At 39.1% G+C, this 26,810-nt stretch carries 24 protein-coding genes, 5 pseudogenes and 1 riboswitch; of the genes and pseudogenes, 6 read left to right on the top strand and 23 right to left on the bottom strand.

What is annotated here, in order from left to right; translation table 11 throughout:
- Positions 1–71 precede the first annotated feature (71 nt).
- From RGF10_RS04740 to RGF10_RS23750, 5 genes are all read right to left on the bottom strand, one after another.
- Positions 72–557: a flagellar protein FlgN gene (locus RGF10_RS04740; RefSeq protein WP_318507730.1), complete on the bottom strand. Its 486-nt coding sequence runs from the start codon at positions 555–557 to the stop codon at positions 72–74.
- Positions 558–559: 2 nt separating this feature from the next.
- Positions 560–844 carry a flagellar biosynthesis anti-sigma factor FlgM gene (flgM, locus tag RGF10_RS04735; protein WP_318507729.1) on the bottom strand — a complete coding sequence of 95 codons (285 nt, stop codon included), beginning with the start codon at positions 842–844 and terminating at the stop codon, positions 560–562.
- Positions 845–924: 80 nt separating this feature from the next.
- Positions 925–1,479 carry a DUF6470 family protein gene (locus tag RGF10_RS04730; RefSeq protein WP_318507727.1) on the bottom strand — a complete coding sequence of 185 codons (555 nt, stop codon included), beginning with the start codon at positions 1,477–1,479 and terminating at the stop codon, positions 925–927.
- Positions 1,480–1,686: 207 nt separating this feature from the next.
- Positions 1,687–2,370, bottom strand: coding sequence for a TrkA C-terminal domain-containing protein (locus tag RGF10_RS04725; protein ID WP_318507725.1), 684 nt, complete (start codon positions 2,368–2,370; stop codon positions 1,687–1,689).
- A 90-nt stretch (positions 2,371–2,460) separates the two neighbouring features.
- A complete protein-coding gene (locus tag RGF10_RS23750) occupies positions 2,461–2,814 on the bottom strand; it encodes a DUF5658 family protein (RefSeq protein WP_412176678.1) in 354 nt (117 codons plus the stop codon).
- Positions 2,815–2,993: 179 nt separating this feature from the next.
- On the opposite strand from RGF10_RS23750, the gene RGF10_RS04720 reads away from it, so the two are divergent.
- Both RGF10_RS04720 and RGF10_RS04715 read left to right on the top strand, forming a co-directional pair.
- Positions 2,994–3,341, top strand: a complete 348-nt coding sequence (locus tag RGF10_RS04720) for a helix-turn-helix domain-containing protein (protein ID WP_318507723.1) — start codon at positions 2,994–2,996, stop codon at positions 3,339–3,341.
- A gap of 260 nt (positions 3,342–3,601) precedes the next feature.
- A pseudogene (locus tag RGF10_RS04715) lies at positions 3,602–4,484 on the top strand (sulfite exporter TauE/SafE family protein).
- Between the two features lie 112 nt (positions 4,485–4,596).
- Here the strand turns inward: RGF10_RS04715 and RGF10_RS04710 are convergent.
- Positions 4,597–5,565 carry a bile acid:sodium symporter family protein gene (locus RGF10_RS04710; protein ID WP_318507721.1) on the bottom strand — a complete coding sequence of 323 codons (969 nt, stop codon included), beginning with the start codon at positions 5,563–5,565 and terminating at the stop codon, positions 4,597–4,599.
- A gap of 261 nt (positions 5,566–5,826) precedes the next feature.
- Here RGF10_RS04710 and RGF10_RS04705 point away from each other — a divergent pair.
- Together RGF10_RS04705 and RGF10_RS04700 are read left to right on the top strand one after the other, a co-directional pair.
- A pseudogene (locus RGF10_RS04705) lies at positions 5,827–6,274 on the top strand (Dps family protein).
- 235 nt (positions 6,275–6,509) lie between these two features.
- Positions 6,510–7,790 (top strand): FAD-dependent oxidoreductase, encoded by a 1,281-nt coding sequence (locus tag RGF10_RS04700; protein ID WP_318507719.1) that lies wholly within the window; start codon positions 6,510–6,512, stop codon positions 7,788–7,790.
- A 74-nt stretch (positions 7,791–7,864) separates the two neighbouring features.
- Here RGF10_RS04700 and RGF10_RS04695 read toward each other — a convergent pair whose 3' ends face one another.
- Entirely contained in the window at positions 7,865–8,458 is a 594-nt protein-coding gene (locus RGF10_RS04695) for a cell wall hydrolase (protein ID WP_318507717.1), read from the bottom strand.
- Between the two features lie 281 nt (positions 8,459–8,739).
- Positions 8,740–9,953 (bottom strand): annotated as a pseudogene (locus tag RGF10_RS04690) (MFS transporter).
- A gap of 155 nt (positions 9,954–10,108) precedes the next feature.
- Here RGF10_RS04690 and RGF10_RS04685 point away from each other — a divergent pair.
- Both RGF10_RS04685 and RGF10_RS04680 read left to right on the top strand, forming a co-directional pair.
- Entirely contained in the window at positions 10,109–10,300 is a 192-nt protein-coding gene (locus tag RGF10_RS04685; RefSeq protein WP_318507715.1) for a hypothetical protein, read from the top strand.
- A gap of 157 nt (positions 10,301–10,457) precedes the next feature.
- A pseudogene (locus RGF10_RS04680) lies at positions 10,458–12,553 on the top strand (transglycosylase domain-containing protein).
- 63 nt (positions 12,554–12,616) lie between these two features.
- Here RGF10_RS04680 and RGF10_RS04675 read toward each other — a convergent pair.
- The 15 genes and pseudogenes from RGF10_RS04675 to RGF10_RS04605 form a co-directional block, all read right to left on the bottom strand.
- Positions 12,617–13,837: a Ger(x)C family spore germination protein gene (locus RGF10_RS04675; protein ID WP_318507714.1), complete on the bottom strand. Its 1,221-nt coding sequence runs from the start codon at positions 13,835–13,837 to the stop codon at positions 12,617–12,619.
- Complete coding sequence (locus RGF10_RS04670) at positions 13,770–15,413, bottom strand: spore germination protein (RefSeq protein ID WP_318507712.1); 1,644 nt, start codon at positions 15,411–15,413, stop codon at positions 13,770–13,772. Before RGF10_RS04670 ends, RGF10_RS04675 begins: the two co-directional genes overlap by 68 nt.
- Positions 15,400–16,512, bottom strand: a complete 1,113-nt coding sequence (locus tag RGF10_RS04665) for a GerAB/ArcD/ProY family transporter (protein ID WP_318507710.1) — start codon at positions 16,510–16,512, stop codon at positions 15,400–15,402. Before RGF10_RS04665 ends, RGF10_RS04670 begins: the two co-directional genes overlap by 14 nt.
- A 21-nt stretch (positions 16,513–16,533) precedes the next feature.
- Complete coding sequence (locus RGF10_RS04660) at positions 16,534–16,830, bottom strand: hypothetical protein (RefSeq protein WP_318507708.1); 297 nt, start codon at positions 16,828–16,830, stop codon at positions 16,534–16,536.
- 41 nt (positions 16,831–16,871) lie between these two features.
- Positions 16,872–17,636, bottom strand: a complete 765-nt coding sequence (locus RGF10_RS04655; RefSeq protein ID WP_318507706.1) for a GerAB/ArcD/ProY family transporter — start codon at positions 17,634–17,636, stop codon at positions 16,872–16,874.
- Positions 17,629–17,865 carry a hypothetical protein gene (locus tag RGF10_RS04650; RefSeq protein WP_318507704.1) on the bottom strand — a complete coding sequence of 79 codons (237 nt, stop codon included), beginning with the start codon at positions 17,863–17,865 and terminating at the stop codon, positions 17,629–17,631. Before RGF10_RS04650 ends, RGF10_RS04655 begins: the two co-directional genes overlap by 8 nt.
- A gap of 200 nt (positions 17,866–18,065) precedes the next feature.
- Positions 18,066–18,719, bottom strand: a complete 654-nt coding sequence (thiE, locus tag RGF10_RS04645; protein ID WP_318507702.1) for a thiamine phosphate synthase — start codon at positions 18,717–18,719, stop codon at positions 18,066–18,068.
- A gap of 28 nt (positions 18,720–18,747) precedes the next feature.
- Positions 18,748–19,558 (bottom strand): annotated as a pseudogene (gene thiD / locus RGF10_RS04640) (bifunctional hydroxymethylpyrimidine kinase/phosphomethylpyrimidine kinase).
- A 14-nt stretch (positions 19,559–19,572) separates the two neighbouring features.
- Positions 19,573–20,382, bottom strand: a complete 810-nt coding sequence (gene thiM, locus RGF10_RS04635; RefSeq protein WP_318507700.1) for a hydroxyethylthiazole kinase — start codon at positions 20,380–20,382, stop codon at positions 19,573–19,575.
- Between the two features lie 262 nt (positions 20,383–20,644).
- Positions 20,645–20,754: riboswitch (TPP riboswitch) on the bottom strand.
- Between the two features lie 109 nt (positions 20,755–20,863).
- On the bottom strand, positions 20,864–21,130 hold the full coding sequence (locus tag RGF10_RS04630) for a phosphocarrier protein HPr (RefSeq protein ID WP_318507698.1): 267 nt from the start codon (positions 21,128–21,130) through the stop codon (positions 20,864–20,866).
- A 27-nt stretch (positions 21,131–21,157) separates the two neighbouring features.
- Positions 21,158–23,164, bottom strand: coding sequence for a transketolase (tkt, locus tag RGF10_RS04625; protein ID WP_318509330.1), 2,007 nt, complete (start codon positions 23,162–23,164; stop codon positions 21,158–21,160).
- Between the two features lie 103 nt (positions 23,165–23,267).
- Complete coding sequence (locus RGF10_RS04620; protein WP_318507696.1) at positions 23,268–24,143, bottom strand: 6-phosphofructokinase; 876 nt, start codon at positions 24,141–24,143, stop codon at positions 23,268–23,270.
- A 48-nt stretch (positions 24,144–24,191) separates the two neighbouring features.
- Entirely contained in the window at positions 24,192–24,878 is a 687-nt protein-coding gene (locus RGF10_RS04615; RefSeq protein ID WP_318507694.1) for a ribulose-phosphate 3-epimerase, read from the bottom strand.
- Between the two features lie 24 nt (positions 24,879–24,902).
- Positions 24,903–25,358, bottom strand: a complete 456-nt coding sequence (gene rpiB / locus RGF10_RS04610) for a ribose 5-phosphate isomerase B (RefSeq protein WP_318507692.1) — start codon at positions 25,356–25,358, stop codon at positions 24,903–24,905.
- 418 nt (positions 25,359–25,776) lie between these two features.
- A complete protein-coding gene (locus RGF10_RS04605; protein ID WP_318507690.1) occupies positions 25,777–26,808 on the bottom strand; it encodes a zinc-binding dehydrogenase in 1,032 nt (343 codons plus the stop codon).
- Positions 26,809–26,810: the final 2 nt, after the last annotated feature.

Here is a 26,810-nt window from a genome sequence, read left to right as displayed (position 1 = left end):
AAGAACAATGAATGAATTTCCGCACTACTTTGACTTATGCATGGAATAGGTCCTATTTCCTTACCATAATCTTAAACCTTCGCATCCAATAGTCTGGCATATCCATTCTTTGATTTTGGCCCATACCCCACATCGGGTTCCTTTTGGACAAACATCCCGATAGAGTAATTAAGATAAGAAAGGGCTGTTTCAATTAATTGTTGATTTCCCTTATTAATATTTGCAATTTCCTGAACAAGACTGCGAAGCTTCTTTGCGATTGTATTTAAAGTATTTTTTATCTTAGTATTATCCTGTAATTGAACAATTTCCTCTAGCGTAAATGAAATTCCAGCATAACCGTTTTTCTCAAGATGCTCTTTGGCAAACTGTTTCCTTTGCACTTCCAATTTTTCAATTTCCATCGCAAAGGAATTTTCACGGTGAGTTATATTAAAAAGGGACTGATGATCCCCTGCTATAAGAACATTTCTCTTTTCTTTCGTTAACTCTAGCAAACGAGTATGCGCATCAACCATTAAAACCAATATTTCAATTAGTTTTTTTAAAGAGTCCATTCCTATTTCTCCTGTTTTCTGTCTGAATTCCAAAAATTGATTAACTTTCCGGCAACTTCATTACTGTCAACCTTGTAATTCCCATCCGAAATGAGTTGTTTCAATTCCTGCACTCGTACTTTATGTTGAGCTTGTTCTGTCATTTTTGCTTGAGAAATTTCTCGTCCGATCGATGAAATCGTTACATCCGCTGAGGAAGGTGACTTTTTTGTAACATTTGTTGTGTTAGTATTCTTTTGTTGATTTTGGTAGGAATAAATTCCATATTTCATATTATCAATTCTCATTAACTAGTCGCCTCCTATTCTATTTTTTATATTATCGACTGTTTTGAAAAAAAGTTTAGACTTCTTTTTTAATAAATAAATTATCCTATAACATCGACTTTTAGTTCCGGCCATTGACTCATATAGACTTCTGTTTTTCCTGGTGTATAATTATGAACTGGCTTTTGTTGAACGACTTCAATTTCAGTCCCACCCTCTTGCCAATCGATTTTAAGGTCTGAAGGGGTATAGCGAATTTGGACCGATCCATAGCTGGGAATAAAGGCAATATTGAAGTCAAGTGGCTCTTTAAGATTCTTTTCTATCGCGATTGCCACAATGGCATCCGTTTTTCCTTTGATGTTTGCTAAGCGATCACCTTTTTGTGCAATCATAGCAATTGCCTCAAAAGCTTGTTGTTTTCCATACTCCGCAGAATCCTGAGAGAATACACTAGGGCTCTTACAGTTTAACTCATTCCTTGCTTGCTCTTGATCTATTTCTAAAATGGATGGTGTTCGTTCAATCATCATTTTTGCAGGAGATTGTTTAATAGACATTTCGGCGATAGGTTGTTCGATTTCCTGTACAGGTTGAGATATTCTAAGTCCAATTTTTCCATAAGTTTGTTGTAGTTGGATTTGAGGGAGTTGCATATTCTTCCTCCTGTTCAATTAAAAGGTTTCATTTTTATATTACTATAATATCGACAAAATACACATAGTGTTTAAGATGCGCGAGCTGAACTATAAAGTCGACAGTCAGAAGGAAGCTCCAGCCAAGGTTGCCAAGGACTTCTTAGTACAGGAAGGGTTATTGGATTAACAAAATGGGATATTCCTTTATTAGGAATATCCCATTTTTTAATCATTCATAAAATGTAAGACGCGATCGTAGGCCATTTCATTGCCAATGACGAGCAGGACGTCACCTTCAAGAACCAATGCATATGGTCCAGGGGAAATGATGAGCTCTCCCCGCCTTTTTATGCCAATCACCGTACCGCCAGTATTTTGCCAGAACATCAGGTCAGAAATAGTTTTCCCGATATGGCTGCAGCCAACTTTTACCTCGACTTCGAGCGGAGCAAGTGGATTTGTGTGGCGGAGCTTAACTGAGTAATCGGTGATTTTCCTGAGCGTATCATATAATTGATCATCAAGACTTTCACGTTCAGAAATTAGCGTATTCATTTGCTTTTCCAATTCATGAATACTTTCAAGGCTTGAAAATCGATTTATATATTTAAACGCATTTTCACGTGAAGAAATAACGATTCCACTACCCTTCGTGGATTGGACAATTTCAACATCCTCTAAAATTTTAATTGCCCTTCGCACAGTCTCAGGTGAAACCTTGTAGTCGCTTGCCAAGGTTGATCTTCCGTGAATCTTTTCACCTTCTTTAAATTTTCCATCGTAGATGCGATTGGCAAGGTCAATTGCTATTCGCTCGTATGTGGGTATTTTTGGCTTTTGCACCCATCCTTCACCACCATCAAAATTGTAAAAAACAATGACTCCAGTTGTCATTTCAATACTTTTCACTATACTCTTTTCATTTAGAGTTTGCGAGTACATTTTTCAAAAACGTTTTGATAAATGGTACAGTCAGAATTTTTAATAGTCCATTCAAGATCATGTGTATAAGGAAACGTATTCGATCAACCAAACACTGTGGAGAACAAAAATAAAGGTATACAGTCCAGTTGCCACATAAGTAATGACTTTTGAAGATTTTGACTTAGGAACTCTTTTAAAAATGATAAATAAATACAGACAAAAGGATAGGATAAACTTTGAAAACAAAAAGATTAATGGATGTATGTTATATAACTTCTCCATAATTGGATTCATCTCACCAATTATGGAATATTCCAGTCCAAAAAATGTGAGAACGGCATCAAGAATATTTAAAGCTGATAAATAGTGAAATAAATAATTCAAAATCCCACCCCTTTTGTTGTTCTTTATAAAGAATATTACCCCCATAAAAAAACCTATATGCTTGAATACTATAGAGAACAAACATATAAGATCACGTCATTATTTTTGTATTCGGAGTATTTTACAGAATAAAGAACGTTCTTTTTTAAGAACCCTCCTCTATTATATATCCAATTAATTGATTTGAAAATTATTAACATTTTTATTAAGGAAGGTGGTAGGCATTGCTAGGTAAACAAATAAAAAATTTAAGAGAACAACATGGCTACTCGATTACAGAACTTGCTAAGCTTGCAAATGTTTCTAAATCCTATTTAAGTCTAATTGAACGGGACATTAAGAAGAATCCATCCCTTCTGTTTTTAGATAAAATGGCAAAAACATTAAATACGAATATCGAGTATCTACTTGGCACAGACATGGATGATAAACAAAAAAATCGTAATTCCGATTTAGATAATGATTGGACAGATTTAATTTTGTTGGCGATTAATTCAGGAGCCTGTAAGGTTGAATTTAGGAACTATCTAGATACAATCAAATGTCAAAAAAATAAAAAACAAGGTGTATAACCCTTTTATGGTTGGATTTAATCCACAAGGGCTATGCACCTTGTTTTTTTATGAACATTAATGGGTAAAGGAATTAAATGGTTTTGCACCCAATTTTATTTGGACTTGTGACCCAGTCATTCCCAGCCTCATATCATAGGGTAAAATGCCTAAGTTTATCATTTATGATTTTCAGAGTACTTCTTATATATCTGTTTGCTGATTGCAACAACTACTGCAGAAAATTGGACTCAGGCGGTACGATAAAGGAGTTGTTTTTCTTGAAAAAACTAATTATTCTAGCGATCATCGGGCTTTGCGCACAGTTAGTTGATGGTTCACTTGGTATGGCCTATGGTGTAACCTCCACTTCCCTTTTATTAATGTTTGGAATTGCACTGGCAGCAGCGTCTGCCTCCGTTCATTTAGCAGAAGTTGTTACCACAGCTGCCTCCGGAGTATCGCACCTCCGATTTGGTAACGTTGATAAAGGAATTGTAAAAAAATTAATCATCCCAGGTTCAATTGGTGCATTCATTGGCGCGATTTTTTTAGGAAGCATCCCTGGAGATATCATAAAACCCTATGTTTCAATATTTCTCCTTGGGTTAGGCTGCTTTGTCATTTACCGATTCTTATTTAGAACGAATACCGCTCAGCAAAAAATGGAGACGAATGTAAATAAAAAGTTCTTCATTCCACTAGGATTTATTGCAGGTTTCTTTGATGCAACAGGAGGAGGCGGCTGGGGGCCAATTGCCACACCTGGTATTATTGTCAAAAAATAATCTTGAAACACGCAAAGTAATTGGTTCTGTTGATACGAGCGAATTTGCGATTGCCATCTTTTCATCGCTTGGATTTTTCATCTCATTAGGATGGAGTCAAATCAATTTCACTTGGGTTTTTGCCTTAATGATTGGGGGAATTATTGCCGCTCCAATTGCGGCATGGCTCGTAAAAATCATCCCATCAAATCTGCTTGGGATTTTAGTTGGAGGAATGATTATTCTCACTAATGTGAGAACACTAATGCTCACCTTTAATCTTTCCCCATCTACTATGGTTGGCATCTATGCAATCCTCGTCATCCTTTGGTTTATCGGAGTCGCCATCGTAGTAAGAAACCTCAGAAAATGCAAAATACAAAATGAAATAGCCTGATAAACAGGTTTAGAGGACGTTTCCACAATCTCGTTCGTGGTTTCATTCATTGACGCAGTAAAGCGCCGGGGACAGTCCCCCAGCGCTTTACTGCGTCAATGGCTTGTTCGATTTAGGCACCTTTGACTTGTTTTTGAATGAATGGTTTTTTGTATGATTTATGAAGGAGCGCACCGAACGAAGAGGCTAATACTTGTTGAAATAGCATCCCGATGACAACCGGAACCGCTACTGCTGGGTCAAAATAGGCAACGGCAAGAACGGCCCCAGCACTAATGTTTCTCATCCCACCCGTAAACATTAAGGAGGTGACATCCTCCCTGCTCCATTTTAAAAGCTTGCCAATGAGAACGGAAATGATATAGCCTGATGCAGACACCGTTAAAGAAAGAGCGGCAATCATAAACAATTTCAAATCAACCTGTTTTAAATATGGCGAAACAACTGAACTATTAATCATAACCACCGCTGCTAATCCAAGCTTGGAAAACGGAGCTAATGGAATTCCGAGTTTCTGCTTTATTTTTCCCTTTGTTAGTTCATTTAACAGCATCCCTATTAATGATGGGAGCACAACCATTCCAACTAATCCTTTCATCATTCCAAACACATCAATGACTACTGACTCTCCTGCAAACAATGATACGCTGTAAGGAACAACAAACGGGGATAGAAAAGTATCGACCAGTATAATCATTAAGGCTAACGCCGTATTACCGCTATAGACAGATACCCAAATGACACTCGTTATGCCAGTTGGAATGAGAGTGGCTAAAATAATTCCCGTAATCGTATGTGCATCTCCACTAAAGGTGAGGTGTCCTAAAAGAAGCGCCCACAACGGCATGATGACATGAAGAATCAGAAGGACAGTAAACAAGCGCATTGGGTGAAGCACGACATCCTTTAATGATTTTATATTGGAGCCTAAACTTCCAATGAAGGTCATGATTGCAAAAATCCATGGTACTAAGAATGAGTAGGACTTTAATCCATCTGCTAACAACACACCGATTATTACACTCACGGGGGTAATAATTGGCATCATTCGCTCCATGATTCGATTTAGAGAAACTAACATGATTTAAATCTCCCTTGCTTCTATGTTTCAAATAATAAACACCATTTTACTCCTTTCTTATCAAATTGAACAGAATAACAAATCAATCATTTACCGCAGTAACGCAGTGGGGGACAGTCCCCCACTACGTTACTGCGGTAAATGATTGTGTTCTTTGTTACATTTTTCACATTTTGGACACACTTTCCTTTTGATTGTGACAGGAATCACCCTGTTTGTTCTCGTATACTATTATGTACTGAATTAATAGGAGGATGACATATGAATAATCAACTAGCAAATGTCCTTAATAAACAAATCGCAAACTGGTCTGTTTTGTACACGAAATTACATAATTTTCACTGGTATGTAAAAGGTGAGCAATTCTTCACTTTGCATGTGAAGTTTGAGGAATTATATAATGAAGCAGCCCTACATGTTGATGTAATCGCTGAGCGATTACTAGCTATTGGCGGTCAACCTGTAGCGACGATGAAAGAAAATCTTGAGCTTGCTTCTGTTCAGGAAGCAACAGGATCTGAATCATCACAAGAAATGGTTCAAGCGATTATCAATGATTTCTCTATTATCATTGGTGAACTAAAAGAAGGCATGAGCTTAGCTGGCGAAATCGATGACGAAACAACTGGGGATATGCTCCTTGCCATCCACTCCAGGTCTTGAAAAGCATGTTTGGATGCTAACAGCCTACTTAGGCAAAACAATTTAATAGTCGATTAAACAACACTGGTCCAACATATCTATTCATGTTGGACCTTTCTCATATCTGAAAAACATTATTTATAATAATTATTAAAAAGGATTGACTTTAATTATTGTAACGATTATTATTTTTACTATAGAACAATATATGGAAACATCATTCATGAATTCTAATATCAAACAGCATCAATGATTTACAATAAGCGATAAAAGTTCTACAGATAGATAGGAGGATTTTCACTATGTCACAGTTTGAAATTATCGTCTATAGCAGTACAGGTTGTCCTCATTGCGAAAAAGTAAAAGCATTCTTAAAAGAATGGGGCTTTGAATACGAAGAACGGAACGCTTCGATTCATAAGCAATATTTCGATGAATTAATGGAAAGAAAAATTATGGGTACTCCAGCTACATTGATTAACGGCAAACTTGTCCTTGGATTCCAAGAGAAGAAATTAAGAAGGCTATTAGAAATTACTGAAGATCAGGCGCCAACAGCGGCTGCCGCTCCTACTCCTGAGCTAGCAGCAGAAGGAAGCGCAGAATCTGATTCGACTTTTAAAACGGTCACACCAGAAATTCTTGATCAAGTATATGATTTTGTAACAATTGGCGGCGGTCCCGCTGGTGCATCTGCAGCTGTTTACGCAGCACGCGGTAAATTAAAGACTCTAGTCATTGATAAGGCGCCGAAAGCTGGAACGCTAGCCATTACACATAAAATTGCCAACTATCCTGGCGTACGTGAAGAACTTACGGGTCTTGAACTATTAAATCGCATGCAAGCACAGGCAAAGGATTTTGGTTCTGAATTTGTTCGGACAACCGTTTTGTCTGTTGATTTTACAGATGACATTAAGAAGATTGAAGTGGCTGAAGGAACGATTAAAGCGAAAAGCGTTTTTATTGGTGTCGGTGCAAAAGCCCCTTCTAGCAAAATTACGGGTGAAGAAGAATTTACTGGTCGCGGTGTAAGCTATTGCTCCACTTGTGATGCAGCCTTTTATCAGGATCGCGTCGTGGCGGTGGTTGGTGATAATGAGGAAGCCATTCATGAAGCTGAGGTTCTTGCAAAATATTGTAAAACGGTTAAGCTTTTAGTACCAACCACACAAGTGAAAGGTGAAGCAGACCTATCTTCTTTGGAAAGCAAGCCAAATGTTGAAATATACAAGCGCTATCGCTTAAAAGAAATCAAAGGAAACGATAGTGTTGAGAAAATCGTTCTACTTGATGATCAAAAAACAGAACAAACCTGGGATGTTGATGGCGTGTTCCTATATCTAGGTGGAATGAAGCCTGGTACTGACTTCTTAAAGGATGCTGTCAAGCGCGATGAAGAAGGCTATATCCTTGTCGATGACCTTCTCCGCACAAATGTCGATGGTGTTTTCGCTGGTGGCGATGCTCGAAGAACTCCAATCAAACAAGCAGTTATTTCAGCTGCTGATGGAGCAATTGCCGCACTAAGCGCGGAGCAGCATGTAAACAAACGTTCAAAGCTTCGTCCTCAATATAGCTAATACAGTTTTGTTTTAATCAAAGAAGGGCTCCAAAAAGTCAGTTATTAGACTTTTTGGAGCCCTTTAATCGATGATTATCTAGCAAATACATGATTTCCGATTTTTGCTGTAACTGGACGAGATGCAACCCAAGAATTTGTAGCAGTATTAGGATTGTAGAAAAATAGAGAACCGTTTCCTTTTCCCATTAATGCAATCGCTTCATTAACTGCTCTTTTAGAAGCATAATCGGCAGGCTGATTGATTTGACCGTTTGCTACAGGGGTGAAGGCATAATATCCATTTGAAATTTGATAAATGACTTCCCTTATCGTATTCGGGAATTGGTCACTTTTTACACGGTTGAGCACAACAACAGCAACGGCAACCTTCCCTGCATAAGGCTCACCAACTGCCTCTGCACGAACCAATCGTGCCAATAAATCCTTATCTGCTGCTGAAATAGGGGAATTTGGTAGAGTCATATACTGACCAGCTATTAGTGGCTTACTACCATTAGTATTCATTAAGCTATTAATTGGAATACCGAATCCTTTAGCAATGTTCCAGTATGTTTCACCATATTGAATTTTGTGAGTTGTTGCTGCCTCTGCTTGATTTGTTAAAGTAAATGCTGAAATTATAAACATTAATCCAGCGGCTACTAATAGTTTTTTAAGTTTATTCATCTGATCAATTCCTCCTAGTAGTCGTTTGTTAATCTACTATTAGGCTATCAGATGTAATATTTCTGTTCATCATCCAAAATTCGGTAATCTCTTTTAAATACTATTTCCCCTTGCTATAAAACAATTAAGCTCCTACTAGTTAAAATTTCCCATCCCAATATATTCTCCAAAAATATTTATTAGAGGGAAAAATATCCTTATTTATTACAAATGGTTGCAATTCAGTAACAAAGCTCAAAAAAAGGCACTTGCCCCAGGATATGTCAGGACAAGCACCTTGTTTAATTCTCACGTTTTTTCAATAACATAATACTATATAGTAGGATTGAAATAAACACAGAAAATGCAGAGGTTAAATAAATGCTATCATAGCCATATGTATGACTGATTAAACCAAACATCATCGCCCCGATTCCTATTCCCAAATCAAAAAAGGAGAAAAAGGTTGCGTTTGCCATTCCTTTCCAGGTGCATGGGAGCCTGATTTACAGACCATGCTTGCAGCGCAGGCTGAATCGTACCAAAACCAAGACCGTAAAGAACAGCTGCACTGTAAAGAACGATACTATTTGGAAGCCAAGCTAACAGAAGCATTGCACCCATGATTAAAATGGTGCCAGGAATAAATACCGATTGATGACCTTTTCGATCATATAATTGACCAGCAAAAGACCGACTTAGCATCAAGGCCATCGCATAAATAAGGAAGTACCATTGAATCCCTTCAATGTTTTTTTGAACTGTGTAAAGTGGAAGGAAGGTTGCAATTCCACCAAAGGTTACTGTATTAAAAAACAATAAGAATGATGGCGGGAGCGCACTTTTTTCAAATAAATCAAATTTACGAGTGCCTGATGTTTGTTTAGTTTGTTTGAGTTGACCCACCTTCTCGGCTTTTTTAAATGTAATCCTTGAAGCTAATAGATAAGCCGCTAGCCCTAATCCTGCACAAATAAAAAACAACTGCTTAAAGGTAATCACGCCAACGAGTGCCAATCCTAACGATGGACCAAAGGCCATGGCCATATTTCCAGAGAGACCATAAAAGCCCATTCCCTCTCCACGTCTGTTGGATGGAATCAAATCCGTAGCAATCGTACCTGGAGGCAGTTGTCGAAAATCCCCAGCCAATACCTTGAATAATCCGAAGTATAACAAGAAACATAATCCCCGTTGCAAAACCATATGAACCGACTGAGACGACAAAAATTGCCAGACCACTTAAGTAGACGATCCCTCTTCCCTTCGATTCTAAAGCATGACCTGCAAAAGGCCGTAATAATAGGGCAGAAAAGGTGAATACCCCAACAACGAAGCCAATCATGGAATCATTGCCGCCAAGCTCTTCTACAAACAGAGGAATAGTGGGCAATGTCATTTGGAATCCCAAAAATATAAAAAAGTTAGCCACACATATTAATATGAAATCTTTCGTCCAAATTTTTTCTTTATCCTTTTTAAGGAATTCTTTTTGACTCCTTAACTGTTGATTCATAATTGTCCTTCTCTCTATTTTGTATTACATGATACCCCCTATTTTAACCTATAATATTTCGGTTTACTAATGATAATACCCCTTAAAAAGTATAATATTTCCAACATTAATAAATACTAATCTTAAAAGGCGAGGTGAGATTATGGGTTTGCTTGATGCCTATCATCAATGGAAAGAGGCTCGGTACGAAAATCATCTGTCAAATATGGAGTCCCAAAATAAATGTCCAGATTGCAATGGTAAAGGATTCCACACCTACCCAGTCAATGAATTTGTGTATTATTCCAATCCTTATGATTGTCCTGGCTGTAACGGCAGCGGTCTTTATACCGACTGGAATCAACTAAAATAAACATCACGTTTTAACACAGCAAAGTGGTGAGGGACAGTCCCCCACCACTTTACTGTGTTAAAATTCTTTGCCAGAATTTACTGTTGAGAGTAAAATGAATGGAATAGGCGATGAGCCTACGAAATTATCAAAAGAAGGTTTGGAGATCGCATATGCATTTGATTCATTCATGTCGAGAAGCGATTGTTCGCTTTTGGAAAAAAAAACACCTGACTCAAATTTTCTTATTGCTCATGTTAGTCGTTGTGTTAGTGACGATATCATTTTTTGCGATAATGGCGAGTCGGGCAAATGTACAGACATTGAAGGACGGCTTAAGTCAATCGACCATTATTTATGATAAGGACGGCGAGCAAGCGAGTACTTTATCGACCAATCGGACGAAAGGGGTTACGGTAGAGCAGCTCCCAAATCATGTAAAAAATGCAGTAGTCGCCATTGAGGATGAACGCTTCTACGAGCATCATGGATTTGATATTAAGGGGATTGCCCGTGCCTTTTTTAAAAATTTATTTTCACTTGAGATCACTGGTGGCGGAAGCACCCTCACCCAGCAGTTAACGAAAAACGCCCTGCTGTCACCCGAACAAACATATAAGCGAAAATTAGAAGAGTTATTTCTTGCAATTGAAATAGAAAACCACTATGAGAAGGACGAAATTCTGCAAATGTATTTAAACCAAGTCTACTTTGGAAGTGGTGCATGGGGAATTGGATCTGCCTCAAAGAAATATTTTAACAAACCTATTGAGCAGGTTTCAATCAGCGAAGCAGCCCTGCTGGCAGGACTTCTACAATCACCATCTGCTCTTGATCCTTATCAACACTACGATCGGGCGATGAATCGCCGAAACACCGTTCTTGGTAAAATGAAAGAATTAGGAATGATTTCAAACTCTGAATACAAAACAGCCAAAAAAGAACAGATCAAACTGGAAGATGGTGGCGGGAGCTTTATCGAGCGCACCTATCCTTATTATGTAGATTCTGTATTAGATGAAGCCATCTCAGAATACGGACTTACCCAAGATGAAATTTTCACAAGGGGCTATCGCATTTATACAGAAATGGATCAAAATTTACAGAGTGCCTTGGAAAAGGTTTATGCCCAAAATGGATTGTTTCCTAGGAGCATGGACTCTTCCGTCCTTGTGCAAAGTGGTGGAATTCTGATTGATCCGCATACTGGCGGAATTCGTGCCGTAGTTGGCGGTCGCGGAGACTATGTCTTCCGCGGCTTCAATCGAGCAACACAATTAAAGGCTCAGCCCAGGTTCGACCTTAAAACCGCTGGCCGTTTATACCCCAGCGCTCGAGCAAGGCTATGAAACGACTTCTATGCTGATTGACCAACAAATGACTTTTGGCAGTTATGCGCCGGAAAACGCCTCAAAAACGTATCAAGGTGAAATCCCAATGTATAAAGCGGTCGAAAATTCGGTGAATCTTCCTGCCGTTTGGCTTTTAGATAAAATTGGACTGAAAAAAGGACTGGATTCACTGAAACGATTTGGCATCCCGTATGATGAAAAGGATGAACACTTAGCCATTGCCTTAGGTGGAATGCACCAAGGGGTTTCACCACAGCAATTAGCAGAAGCCTATTCTGTTTTCGCCAATGAAGGAAAACGGACAGAAAGTCACTTTATTACGAAAATCGTAGGACCTACAGGAACCGTCATCGCCGAAAGTAAGCCAAAAACAAAAAGAGTGACCTCAAAACAGGTTTCAGATAAGATGACCTCTATGCTTCTTAATGTGGTCGAAACTGGAACGGGGCAGCGAACCAAGCTTGATAATGTTCAAATTGCTGGAAAGACAGGCTCAACCCAGCTCCCATATGCTGATCTTAATGGGACAAAGGATCAATGGTTCGTCGGGCTTACAGCTAATTTAGTTGGGGCCGTATGGCTTGGTTATGATTTAACCGACCAGGAAGCATTATTTACCGAATAGCAGCTCTGAAACCGTCGTTCCAATTTTCCGATCGATTATGGAGGGGACACTACCCTTTTATGAACCAGGTGAGTTTAATACAGAATCGGTCAATAGCGAGCTTGCCCAAAAGGAGCAGACTGCAAAGGTCATTAAAGAAAAAACAGAACAAGTAAAGAAAAAGGCGCAGGAAATCGAAGAGCTTATTGTCGAGGAAAGTCCTAAATGGAAGGAAAACTTTAAAAAGGGACTTGATATACTGCAAAGCATTGGCGAGAATGTCTTTAATAAAATCAGCACAATGATTGATTAATTGCCTTTCTTTCTCCCTTCACGCGAATATTGCATATAAAGTAGTCCGTGAATTTTCAACGGACTACTTTTTTTGTTCCTTCTTCAGTTTTTCAACCTCGGTGATAAAGCTATCCGTTCTTACCCCTGCCCTTCTTAAGAAAAAGTTAGAGTTTACGGTAATAGATGCCCTTGCGAATTGCTGATCCCAGTCATCGATTTTTTTAAAGATTTTATGTTGCTTGCGGTTCAAGTAAACTCCAAAGCCAAACACATCGGACCTGTAATCCTGTTGAATCGTTTCAATGGTTTTTGCAATGGACGTCTCTATATAGTTATTTAACTCATTTTGATATTTTTTATAAATTTTCGTATCTGTCAGTTTATCAGAACATTGTGTTCCAATAAGCTTTGCTTCTCCATTAATCTTTACATTCCCTTTAATATTTCCTTTGATAGAATTTGCAGTTAAATTGGAGGAACTTGAAACGATTTGAATATCATTGTAAAGCTTATTTCCGCTTTCATCCTTTCCACAGGCAACTGTAATATTCGTTTTTTTCAAATCCTGCGTCCATAGATAATTACGCGTATCTTCAACTGTTAGAATACCGACTAATTGATCTATTTTAAAAATCGCCAATCCTTTAACAATAACAAGTGCATCAAGTTGATCTTTTTTATTATTTTCAACCGATTCTCCTTTTTCTGGTTTACCCTTAATCGTAACAACTGCGCAAACAGGATTTCTTCCACCTTCAGTTAAGGCAATAATAAAATCTGTCAGGCGAACGTTCGGATCTCCTCCCCAATCCTCAAGAAAGGAATTTAACTGAGCATGAATTTTTAATGTTGGATCTCTTTGCACCGGAAAAGTCATTTTCAATATATCTGATGCTTTTGCATCATCGGCAATTAAAATATTAAAGTCATTCCGAAATTCTCCACTTCGTTCTAGATAATCAAGAAAACCAAGAATCCCCTCTTCAGCGACCTGCTTATCAATGACCAACACACGTGTATGTGAATAAATCAATCTTCGCGACAAACCGACATTCATTTTTTTTGCCAACTCTGAAATGGAGTTCCCTTCCAATCGGTAGGTGGTATTAGCCGTGTTTCCCATCTGACTCGTTTTTGAGAGTTCAGAGGAATTAACTGTACTAACCGTTAAACTATATTTTTCCTTTTCTCCTTTTTCAACAGCAAGACCTGTTACGATTGATATATCGTTTAATTCAATAATATCCCAGCAGCCGCTGAGTAGAAAAACAAACAATAAGGACACATACCGTGCTCTTCTCATCCCCTCCCCCCTTTTGCGGTGGCTTAGGCTTTGAGACCTTCCCTTTATTAAAGGTTTTACTATTTAAATAGGAAGGCTTACGCAGGTCAGCCCAGCTTGGAACCCGGAAGAACACCTCTCCTTGGTCTTCCACTATAAAGGGAGCAACCGGCGCTAAATAGGGCACTCCAAACGAGCGAAGACTGACAAGATGTGCAACCATAAGGATTAATGATAAAAGGACACCATACAGTCCCAATGCTGCAGCTGCCAATATAAATGCAAATCGCAATAATCGGGTCGGAGTTGAGAAATTGTAAATCGGCGAAACAAACGATGCGATCGCTGTAAACGCCACAACAATGACGAGTACGTTTGAGACTAAACCTGCTTCCACCACGGCTTGGCCAAGGACTAGTGCACCGACAATCGATACCGTTTGTCCGACCGCTCTAGGCATCCTAACTCCCGCTTCCCTTAGTACCTCAAAGGTAAATTCCATCAACACGATTTCAATTACAGCCGGAAACGGAACTCCCTGTCTTTGCGCTTGAACACTAATAAGCAACTCAGTCGGAATGAGCTCATGGTGAAAGGTTACAAGTGCAACATATAAGGAAGGGAAGACCATTGCCACCATAAATGAAACATAGCGAACAAGCCGCATAAAGGTACCAATTAAAAATGAATGATAATAATCCTCGGGACTTTGGAAAAAATCGGTTAACACGGTTGGGGCCAAAAGAACAAACGGGCTGCCATCCACTAATATGGCAACTTTCCCCTCGATTATACCGGCAGCCACCACATCAGGTCTTTCTGTATTAAAGATTAGCGGAAAGGTTGTGAACGTTTCATCAGCTATCGCCTCATCAAGATTTCCAGAGTCAAAAAGAGCTGTTAAATTGACGTCTTGTATTCTTCTTCTTACTTCATTTAAAACGCCTTCGTCGACGACTCCATTCATATAGCTAATCGCAACAGCCGTTCTGGATTCTGTCCCAACTACAAATTCCTCAAACTGCAGTCTCGGATTTCTAATCCGCCTTCGAATTAATGTCATTCCCACTTGAAGCGATTCATTAAAGCTATCCTTCGGACCACGAATAACCGTTTGTGTTGTTGGTTCAGATATAGAACGGTAATCCGTGTTGCTAAGCGAGAATAAATAAGCTTGACTATTACGATTAACCAAAATAAGAACATAGCCATTTAGTAAATCCACTGTAATTTGACGAACGTCTTCACGTGCTTGATAGGACAAGCCTGAAAAGATTTTTTGGCGAACCATTTCCATATCGTTCCAATCCATGAACTGATATTCATGTTGATTTAGCTGAGCTAATGGCTGAAGAATGACGCTATTCACTTCATTTATATCGACCATGCTTTTTAAATAAACAACGATCCCCTTGTTATCAACTATTTGAATAATTTGGATTTCTAAATCACTGGTGTTTCCAAAAATCGCTTTTAGCTTTTCGATATTCTCATCCAGATCGGAAGAAGTTCTTGTATCATCCATATTTACCTGTTCCTGTCCCCATTGCTTTGCTTGTGGGTAGGATTTTTTAAGTTTATTCTTAAAAAATCTCACTGTTCTTTCCCCCTTTTTTTCTTTTAAGCCATATTCCAATAAAGAGCAACAGGACCGGAATCAAGAAATCAAATAAAATTTGAATACTGTATATTTTTTTACCGAACTCAACGTATTCCAAATACGAATTGGCAGGTAACAAGGCCGAAAATGCGATAATTACAGCTACTGGGAACACAAATGAGCGATATGAACGCTTAAAAAGATGCTCTAATCCTTTTAACCCTGCGTAAAAAAAGATAGAAGCCCTGACTAAAATCCCTAACAGCATGATAAAGACAATCAACAAATCAATCCGTTCCACGAAATTTAACAGCTTCACTTCGTTGGCAGCAGAAAGCAATGGATAGCTAGTCCTCTCTTTGATCGGACCTAGCGTCATAGTTTGCAGTAATGAGGAATAACAGAGAATCAGTCCGCTTGCAATAACAGCCCAAATTCCCCATTCACTTACTTTTTTCCTTGATTCCATATCTGGAATCAAGACAAGAAAGGCGACAATCTCACCAAATGGCAGGGTCAAATGATAGGGGAAAATAGCCTTTAAAACTGGCTGGATTCCCTCACCTAGGAATGGTTCCAGAAATTGAACAGATAATTCATTGGAAAAAAGCAAACCAATTCCAACAAACAATAAAAACAAAAGACAATAAGGAATAAAGATTTCAGCTGATCGAGCCAACACCTCAATTCCTAAAAATAAAATATAAGCACTCGTTAAGACCATCGTAATCAGGAAAATATGAATCGGTGTTTGCCTAAAAATCGTATTGACCATTAATTCTCCTATATTTCGAATCGAAAGGCCTGCATTGATAAAAAAGTAAAAAATGTAGCCTGCGCAGATTATTGCACCAATTAATTTTCCAAATCCACCCGCAAGCATTTGAAACAAATCCTTTTGTGGATATACGGACATCAGGTAAATAAAAAAATAAAAAATTACTACGCCACCCCAGCTTGCTAACAGAATCGCCAGCCAAGCGTTATTTCTCGCCTCCTGTCCAATATTCAAAATCAATGCACTTCCGATATCAAAAAGGACAATAAGGATAAATAATTGTAATCTAGATATTGTCTCTTTATGGACTGGTTTCATATTCTCACCCATTCCTGCAGATCATTGCTTCATTTGTTTTTGTTTCCACCACAAGATTGGAAAAATTACAAAAGGAATTCCTATTTGCAGTGGCATATGGAAATAAAAAGGAATGATTTTTAACCCCTCCTGAAGATGCTCTGCATAATTTTCGCTAATAAAAATAGAGAGAAAGGCTATCTGAACGGACATTGGCCAGATAAGGTTACGAAATGGAATATGAAAGATGTGCTCCATTCCTTTTAACCCTCCATAAAAAAAAAGCGAAACCTTGACTACAATCCCAAACATCACTGTAAACACAATGAGTAAATCCACTCGCTCAATAAAGTTTAATAATGAAATTTCACGCGCTGCTGTTAGCAGGGAAAACTAGCGCGATCCCTGATTGAAACCCCAAGTGTGCAAATTTGAATAATCGTAGTGTAAACAAGAGTCATCCCACCTACACCAACGGCGCACAATAGAATCCTGTTGGTCTTTTTTTTAAATGTCATGCTGGAAAACAGCATCGTAAAAACAATTAATTCTCCAAACGGAAAACCAAGAATGTCAGGAAAAATGGTTTTTACCACGGGCATGATGCCATTGCCTAATACTGGTTCAAGAAAAGAAATATCCAACTCGCCCGAAGCCCAAATGCCTATTCCGATAAAAAGTAAAAAGAACAGAATATAGGGAATAAAGATTTCTGATGACCTTGCCAGAACCTCCATTCCTTTTCTCAATATGAAAGCGACCACAAGCATTAATAAAATGTCAACCACTTCAAGTGGCGTAGCCTTGTAAATCGTCGTGACCATAAGTTCTCCAAAATCGCGTAACACCCTCGCAGCAATATAAAAAAAATAGAAAATATAAACGATGGCTAACGCTCTACCAACCCATTTACCAAAGCATAGGTCAAATAGAGTAAAGAGGTTCGTCTCGTTCGACATTTCCATCAGAAAGAGATAATAGCGAAAAAGAAGGATGCCGAAAAAAGTGGCGATTAAGATGGCAATCCAGGCATCCTGCTTCGCCTCACCGCCGATCCCGATAACAACGGCTGACCCAGTGATGAAAATAAAAATCAAAATACTAGCCTGAAGAATCGATATCGATTCAATTTTGTTATTATCCATTGCTAATACCAGTTGCTTGCTTTTTTTTGCGCTCTTTGACATCCATAATGATGCAAAGGATGAACCCAAATAACAATGCCGCTAAAACCCATGTCCGCTGTGTACCATCCTGTAACATCATGATGATAAAATACATATCCTCTATAGACTTATGAAGAAGGTAGTAATCAATCAAAAAAACACCACTAACCATGAGCACCAGAACAAAAATATAAGCCAAAGAAATCATTATCGACACACCCTAGAAGAGTAATTCCTTATTTTAAGAACAGTTTCAAACATAACTGTTTTCCATTAAACTTCTAACTAATTTTCGGTTATTATGTGTAATTTTGGAAATATGTATTCAATCATTACCAATTACTTCTTTCTAACCATTCCATAAAAAAAAGGATGAATTTCTGTAGAAATTCATCCTTCAACCTACTATTAAATAATGATTTGATTTCGTATTTCTTTCGCTGCCACCATAAACGACGGCGCATTACTTATCGCTGATATGACTGACACGCCGTCTGCCCCTGCCTCAATCACGGAGGCACAATTTTTATCATTGATTCCACCTATCCCAACAATCGGAATAGTGAAGCCTGCTTTTCGCAGATCCTGAATCAATGTATACCCAGCAGCCTCACGGGCATCCTCCTTTGTAGTGGTTGGAAATACTGGGCCTATCCCTAAATAATCGGCTCCTTGGGCGATTGCAAGTTCTGCCTCACGGGTACTATGTGCAGATACACCGAGGATTTTATTGCCGATACGCTGCCGAACACTTTCAACAGATTCATCATCCTGTCCAACATGGACACCGTCTGCATCTAGTAAAAGCGCCAAATCGACATCATCATTAACGAGAAACGGAACAGAAAATTCTCGACAAATTTGCTGGAGTTCTTTGGCCAACTCTAGTTTTTCCAAGCCTAAACGTGCTCCTGTGCCTTTTTCTCGAAATTGAAACAGCGTTACTCCGCCTGCTATCGCTTCCGCTAGCACTTCAGCAGGATTTTTATAACAGTTATTGCCTCCAACGATAAAATACACCTGCAGTAGCTTTCGAATCTTTTCCGAATTAATTCTTGTCACTTGTAATCAACAACTCCTTACAATATTCTTACCCGTTGACCTCAACTCTCCGCCCATATGCCCAATGGTTTGTTGGCCCATGACCTGAACCAATATGGAGGTCGTCTTCTATCGCTGCCTGAATAAATTGTTTTGCAATCGTCACAGCATCCTTAATATTTCTGCCTTGCGCTAATTGCGCTGTAATGGCTGCTGAAAATGTGCACCCTGTACCATGAGTATTTTTCGTCTGGATTCTTTTACTAGTAAAATAGGAAAATTCTTTTCCATCGTATAACAAATCAACGGCCTCGTCGGAGTCATCATCATGACCTCCCTTAAGTACCACATTCTTAGCTCCTAGCTCGACAAGCTTAATTGCCGCTTCTTTTTTCTGTTCAAGAGATTTGATACTCAATCCCGTAATCACTTCCGCCTCCAGGAATGTTTGGTGTAACAACCATCGCAAGTGGAAGCAGGTACTCTTTCAATGCGGTAATCGCTTCTGCTTGAAGTAAAGAAGCTCCTCCCTTTGCAATCATGACGGGATCGACTACTACATTCTTCCAGCCGTAGTAGCTAATTTTTTCAGAAACTGCCTTGATAATTTCGGCGTTAAAAAGCATTCCAGTTTTGAGGGCATCTGTCCCCATATCTTCACCAATCGCTTTAATTTGTTGTATGACAGCATCTGCTGTTAAGGGATAGACTCCGTGTACACCTAGTGTATTTTGAGCTGTTACGGCTGTAAGGGCAGACATCCCAAATACCCCCAACTCCTGAAAGGTTTTTAAATCGGCTTGTATTCCAGCGCCGCCACCGCTATCCGAGCCTGCAATTGTTAATGCTTTTCTGACCATATCCCACACCATCCTTAAGAAATTTTTTCAACTCGACCATATTGAATGACATCTTCTGCAGAGATCCTGTTTAATTGGTTTAAAAATTCAATTTGAAAGCTTCCTGGTCCAAGCTCCGCTGTTGTCAACGCAGCAAGCTCAGCAGCAATACCATAAACCGTTAATGCTGAAGCGCATGCTTCGGCTACGTTCTGTTCAACTGCAACAAAAGCAGCAATAACGGACGTTAATAGACAGCCCGTTCCAGTTACTTTCGTTAAAATGGAATGCCCGTTTCGAACGACAATCGTGTCAGTACCATTTGAAACAAAATCTTCCTTTCCCGTCGCGACGACAACTGTGTTTAGTTTTTTCGCTGTTGAAATGACTAAATCCAATACATCACCTTGTGATTCTCCGGCATCAACACCCTTGACAGTCCAATTTTCACCTGCGACATTGGCAATTTCAGCTGCATTTCCTCGAATTACGGCAAATTGAATATTTTCCAAAAGGCTTCGGGCGGTTTCTGTTCTGAATGGAGTCGCGCCTGCTCCGACTGGATCAAGCATGACAGGTACCATGTGCTCGTTTGCTGATTTACCAGCAAGGTGCATCGCCTCAACCGTTCTTTCATTTAGCGTTCCAATATTGATAACAAGGGCACTAGCGATTTTCGCCATGTCCGCAACTTCTTTTCGGCTATCAGCCATCACTGGCGAGGCTCCGAGTGCTAATAAGCCATTTGCCGTAAAATTAGTAACAACAACATTTGTAATATTGTGGATAAGCGGATTTTTTTCACGAACCCGCTGCAACAACATAGCAATTTTTTCATTATTCATATTCGATTTCCCCTTTTTTAAAAAATAGGTTTAGTAAAAGCGGATTAATTCCACCAAGTTGATTGGAGCGAAAGGTGCGAGACTCCTGCGGGAGCAGCGGGACAGGTGAGACCCCACAGGCGCTTTGCGCCGAGGAGGCTCACCGCCCGCCCCGCTGGGTCGCTGAGCACCTGGAGCGGAAATCAACAGACAAATTTAACCCAGCAAAAAAATAAAAGCCAGATCCCGATGGACCTGGCTTTTGTAAGTGAAAGAATGACGTATACGCTTTTCACTACTTTCCTACGCTGGTATCACCCAGATCAGGTCCAAAGGGTTTAAAAACACAAAGGTTTCTCTCTCAGCCCAATTCGGGCACCCCTAGTAGTTCCATATGATATTTTCTTACAAAAATATCATAGCTTTTAAAAGATAGACTGTAAAGAATTATCTGTCCATTCAAAAATTTTACCGTGTTGTTTCACTATTTACTGTATGAAATTTAAGCCCCTAGCTCATGTTCCTTAAAAATTTCATCGATTTTTGCCAACGCTTGAATTGCGTCTGCTCCTTGAGCGGTAATTTTGATCGTTGCTCCTTCAGGAATTCCGAGTGACATGACACCCATAATGGACTTTAAATTTACCGTTTTTTCTTTGTATTGAAGTGAAATTTCTGATTGATATGGAGCAATCGCACTGACTAGAATCGTTGCCGGCCGAGCATGTACACCAGCATGACTTGTGATTGTATAGTTTTTTTCTAACATTGATATTCCCCCTTATTTGAAAAATTATTATTTTACTAATTCACAAACTTTCGCCACTACATTATCTACTGTGAATCCAAATTCTTCGATTAGTTTGTTGCCTGGTGCAGATGCTCCGAAAGTATCGATGCCAAGAATACTTCCTTCAAAGCCAACATAACGATGCCAGCCAAATGAAGCACCCATTTCAATTGCCAAGCGTTTCGTAATACTACGAGGTAAAACAGATTCTTTGTAGTCTGCTGATTGCGCTTCGAAACGATCCCATGATGGCATGCTGACAACAGATACGAAAATGCCCTTTTCTTCAAGTGCTGCTTGTGCCTTAACAGCTAATTCAACTTCAGAGCCTGTTGCGATTAGAATCGCATCTGCGTTTTCTTTTTTCGCTGCAGAAAGCACGTAGGCTCCTTTAGAAACCTTTTCGTAAGTATCTTCTGCTGCACCCTCAAGCACTGCTAAATCCTGTCTTGATAAGACAAGCGCTGTTGGTGTATCTGTTGATTCAATTGCTAGTCTCCAAGCTGCTGTTGATTCATTTCCATCAGCAGGACGAATTACAGAAAGACCTGGCATAGTACGTAATGCTGCTAAATGCTCGATTGGCTCATGTGTTGGGCCGTCTTCTCCTACTGCAATACTGTCATGGGTCAGCACGTAAGTTACAGGTAATTTCATAAGTGCTGCTAAACGAATGGCTGGGCGAAGGTAATCAGAGAATACGAAGAAGGTTCCACCAAAGGTTTTTAATCCGCCATGAAGAGCAATCCCGTTCATTGTGGCACCCATCGCAAATTCACGAACACCGAACCAAATATTTTTTCCGCTATAATCGGATTTACCGAAATCAGCTTTATTTTTCATATACGTTTTATTGGAACAAGCAAGGTCAGCAGATCCACCAAAGAAGGCTGGAACAGCTTCCGCAATCGCATTAATCGCATCACTTGAAGATGTACGAGTAGCAACTTTCTTCCCTACCTCGTAAGTTGGTAATTGCTGTTCCCAGTTTTCAGGAAGCTTTCCTGCAATCGCCGCTTCTAGTTCACTTGCAAGCTCAGGGTAGGCTTGTTTATATTGCGAGAATAATTCATTCCAATCTGCTTCTACCTTTTCACCGGCAACTTTTACTGCTGCTTCGAAATGCGCATAGACATCCTGTGGAACATAGAAGCTTTCTTCGAATTCCCAGCCATATGCTTGCTTAGTTAATGCAGCTTCCTTCGCTCCTAGTGGAGAGCCGTGTGAATCTGATTTACCGCTTTTGTTTGGTGAACCAAAACCAATAGTAGTTTTAATTTCAATCAAGGTTGGACGTGTTGTATCGGCTTTTGCTTCCTCAATTGCTTTGGAAATTTCCGCAATGCTATTTCCATCTTCAACACGAAGAACCTGCCAGCCATATGCCTTATAACGCGCTTCTACGCTTTCAGAGAAGGCTAGGTTTAATTCTCCATCTAGTGAAATATCATTTGAATCATATAAAACTACTAATCTTCCTAAGCCTAAATGACCTGCAAGTGAGGAGGCTTCTGCTGAAACCCCTTCCATTAAATCGCCATCACCACAAATAGCATATGTAAAATGATCAATTACATTTAGTGATTCACGGTTATATTTAGCAGCTAAATGTCTTTCAGCCATTGCCATTCCGACTGCAGTCGAAATCCCTTGACCAAGTGGTCCAGTTGTAGCATCAACACCTGATGTATGGCCGAATTCAGGATGTCCCGGCGTTTTGCTTTCCCATTGTCTAAATGACTTAATGTCATCCATTGTTACTTCATAACCTGATAAATGCAAAAGACTATACAAAAGCATAGAACCGTGGCCTGCAGACAATACAAAACGATCCAGGTTAAACCAGGTTGGATTGCTTGGGTTATGGTGCATAAATTGCGTCCATAATGTATAGGCCATTGGAGCAGCGCCCATTGGCATTCCTGGATGACCAGAATTTGATTTTTCGATTGCATCAATTGATAATGTTCGAATGGTCATAATAGCTAATTCTTCTACGTTCTTTATTGTCATAACTGTTTCCACTATAAAACACTCCTAAAATTTTTTGTTGGTGTTGGTGGTGAAACTCTATTTCTATTAATCAATGCAAGAGCCTATTGACCCTGCAAAATGCTTAAACAATATTGCCCAGTTCTTGGTAGGCGACTTCATTACTCATAATGAGTAATTGCCCAGAATCCATCCCAAATTTTAACCAGAGAATGATTTGCTCTGCTAGTTTACTAGCTAGAATACGATCAATTGCTGTCGGGTATGACCCCATACATAATGCTTCATCGACCACGGATGCCTTCCAATCAACTTCTAATCTAGAAAGGACGTTTTCCTTAAGCCACTCTGGACTAATCGCTTCATTGAAAAATAGAATCGATGAAGTTCTCAATTCTGAGAAGTTCATTTGAATCGTTTCACATAATTTGTGTAATTGGTTTTCTGTAAAGCGTTTTGAAACATAATAGCCTTCGGTTGCTAATGCTAGATCTTCAAGCATATGATCAGGCGCCATTCCTGGTACACCTACTCCAAATAATCTTGGATGATCATATTTAACAGAATGAATCGTATCCTGGATTTTTAGGGCCCCCTCGACAATCGAATTCATTGCCGTATCATATCCTAAGGATACGTCAGAGCCTGGAATATCGTTTAAGATTGAAACAGGTACAAATAACAATCTTGGTCGCTTCGCCTGCAACATCCAGTCATCTACTACTGCTTTTGTTTCTGCTGTACCAATCACAATGACGGCATCATAATCCTTCATCGTCTCAGGCAGCAAAGAATGACCTGAAACTAAAGATGCTTTTATTAAAAGCTTTGTTGATCCATTCTCTTTATCAGCAATTATTGGGTGAACATTCACTACTTGGTCTCGTTCGACCTCAATGCCAAAGAAGAGCTGATCCTTGGTTGCTTCAGAAATGACCTTATTAATCAACTGTTTTAACCCTGCTGGGTAAATTCCGAAAACCACAAGACCAATTTTCATAACAGATTCATCCTTTTCTTCTATTCGTCTCAGACTAGTCTAGCAAGTTTACTTATCGCTAGAGAAGGCCGGGAATAATTTTCGAACTCTTTCAACCTTTTGTTCGTAGGTACCCTCTTTTTCATTAAAAAGGGCTGACGTTCCTACAACATAAATATTGGCTCCTCTTTCTACTAATAGAGGAATCGTTTCCTTATTAATACAACCATCCACTTCAATTAATGGCCTATTACTTTCTGGAAGTGTAGCCAACACTTTATTCAAATCATCCATTTTCTTTAATACATCGTAATTAAATTTTTGTCCTGCAAAGCCAGGATTAACAGTCATCATTAAGATCATATCAACCTTGGAGAGGTATGGAATAATTAATTCAATCGGACTTTGCGGGCTTAAGGCTAAGGCTGGTTTAATGCCCTTTTCCTTAATTTTTTCAATATCTCGTTCTATATTTTGACTTGCTTCAACGTGGAAGGAAATGTATTCTGGTTGAATGTATGAATACATATCAATATATTTTGACGGATCTTCTGTTGCTAAGTGTATATCAAGCGGAATGGTGGTACCATTTTTGATTTGTTCTAAAACATATGGACCCATTGCTAAGTTGTGAACAAACCTTCCATCCATAACATCACAATGGAGCAGTTCCACTTTAGCATCCTCTAATTCTTTCAATTCTTTTGCGAGCTGTAATTGATTCGCACACATAATCGAAGCTGCAATCGAATGCATATTGGTCCCCTCCTATGTGTTTTTCTAAATAGAAATCGTTCGTCTTTTTTCAATTTCAGTCACTTGATCAATTCTTTCTTGGTGACGACCACCCTGGAAACCTGCATTCAACCAAGTATCGACGATTAATAACGCAAGGCCTTCGCCAACTACTCGTTCACCCAAACAGAGGACGTTACTATTATTATGCTCTCTCGTCGCCTGTGCAGAGAAGGTATCGCTTACAACAGCCGCCCGAACTCCGTCAATTTTATTGGCGGCAATTGACATGCCAATTCCAGTCCCACAACACAATATCCCTAAGTCGCTAGTACCCGAAGTTACTGCATGCCCAACCTTTGTTGCATAAACAGGGAAATTCACACTATCTTTGCTATAGGTACCATAATCCTCAACTTCAATATTTTTTTGCTCAAGGTGTTTTTTGATTGCTTCTTTTAACTGAAATCCACCATGATCACAACCAATTGCAAGTTTCATATTATTCACCCTTTCTATTCTGCTTGTGATGTCTTTTCATGTCCTAATAGTATCATCTAAAAACTGGATAAAGAATGCGGTTTCATCCCATTTCATGTCATGATCATTGTAGTTTAAAGTGATGAAAAAACTCCTATGATCATTGCATACTGGGTAGTTCAATTAATAAAAATTTGCACAGATGTCACAGAACTCAACATATTATTATTAACATTACATTTGTTCCACTTTAAATCATTTGTCATGATTCCTCTTTTAGTTTATTGCCCAATGAAAGTGCTGTCAACACAGAAAATTAAATATTTTCTGTTACTCATGCTCAAATCAACCTTATTTATACGTTTTTTTGGAAGCGTTTTCAAAATATTCAGACATAAAAACCCGCAATCTCGTTTAGGAGTTTGCGGGTTGCAAGCTTTTAAGATTCGACGATAACCTTAATTTCGTTCCCTGCCATAACAGCTTCAAACCCTTGACGCCATTCGTCTAGTGGAACGGTTTTTGTAATCATTTTTTCTGTATCAATCTTGTTATTTTTTAGTAGATCAAGAGCGATTAACCAAGAACTTGGCTTTTGTGAACGAGATCCAACATAGGAAATTTCACGTTGAATGATTGACTCTTGGTCAATAGCGTTGCATTTATTTCCGAATAAACCAACCTGTACAAAGGTACCTTTTTTCTTCATTAACGGTAAACCGCTGTTTACAGCTGGTACAGCCCCAGAGCATTCGAAGATTTTATCGACTCCATAGCCATCTGTATGAGAAAGGACGATTTCCTTTAAATCCTCTTGCAGCGTATCAACAATCACATCAGCGCCCAATTCTTTCGCTAACTCTAATCGTTTTTGATCCTTTGTAATCCCAGCCATAATAACAAAAGCACCTTGTGCCTTCACTACTTGAAGCTGCAGCAACCCTATCGGACCAGGTCCAAAGATTAATACCTTTTCCTTAGCGGTAACGGTTGTCTTTTCTAACGCAGCATGTACACAACAAGCTAATGGTTCAGTGAACGCAGCAGCCTTTAGGCTTACTTCTTCTGGGAGCACGTGAACACTTTCTTCACGGGAAATAACAAATTCTGCGAAACTACCATTTACTTGAGTACCAAGACCTTTACGATTTGGACATAAATTGTAGTCACCTTCTTGACAATACTCACAAGTTCCACAAGTAGTGAAAGTTGTTTGACTTGTAACGCGATCGCCAACCTTCACATTTTTAACATTTGGACCAATCTCAACAACAACCCCAGAAAACTCGTGCCCAAGAACAACAGGAAGAGTTGGATTGCTGTAATCACCCTTAAATGTATGAATATCTGATCCACAAATCCCTGTATAAGCTACTTTTATTTTCACTTTATCATCATAGACATTAGGTTCTTCGATATTGACCAATGACATGTTGTCATATCCGACTTCTTGCTTCATTACTGCTTTCATCT

The organism is Bacillus sp. T3 (genome assembly GCF_033449965.1).
Lineage (GTDB): Bacteria > Bacillota > Bacilli > Bacillales > Cytobacillaceae > Bacillus_BU.
The sequence above is the reverse complement of the archived record's forward strand: the minus strand, read 5'-3'. Positions and strand labels throughout refer to the sequence as shown.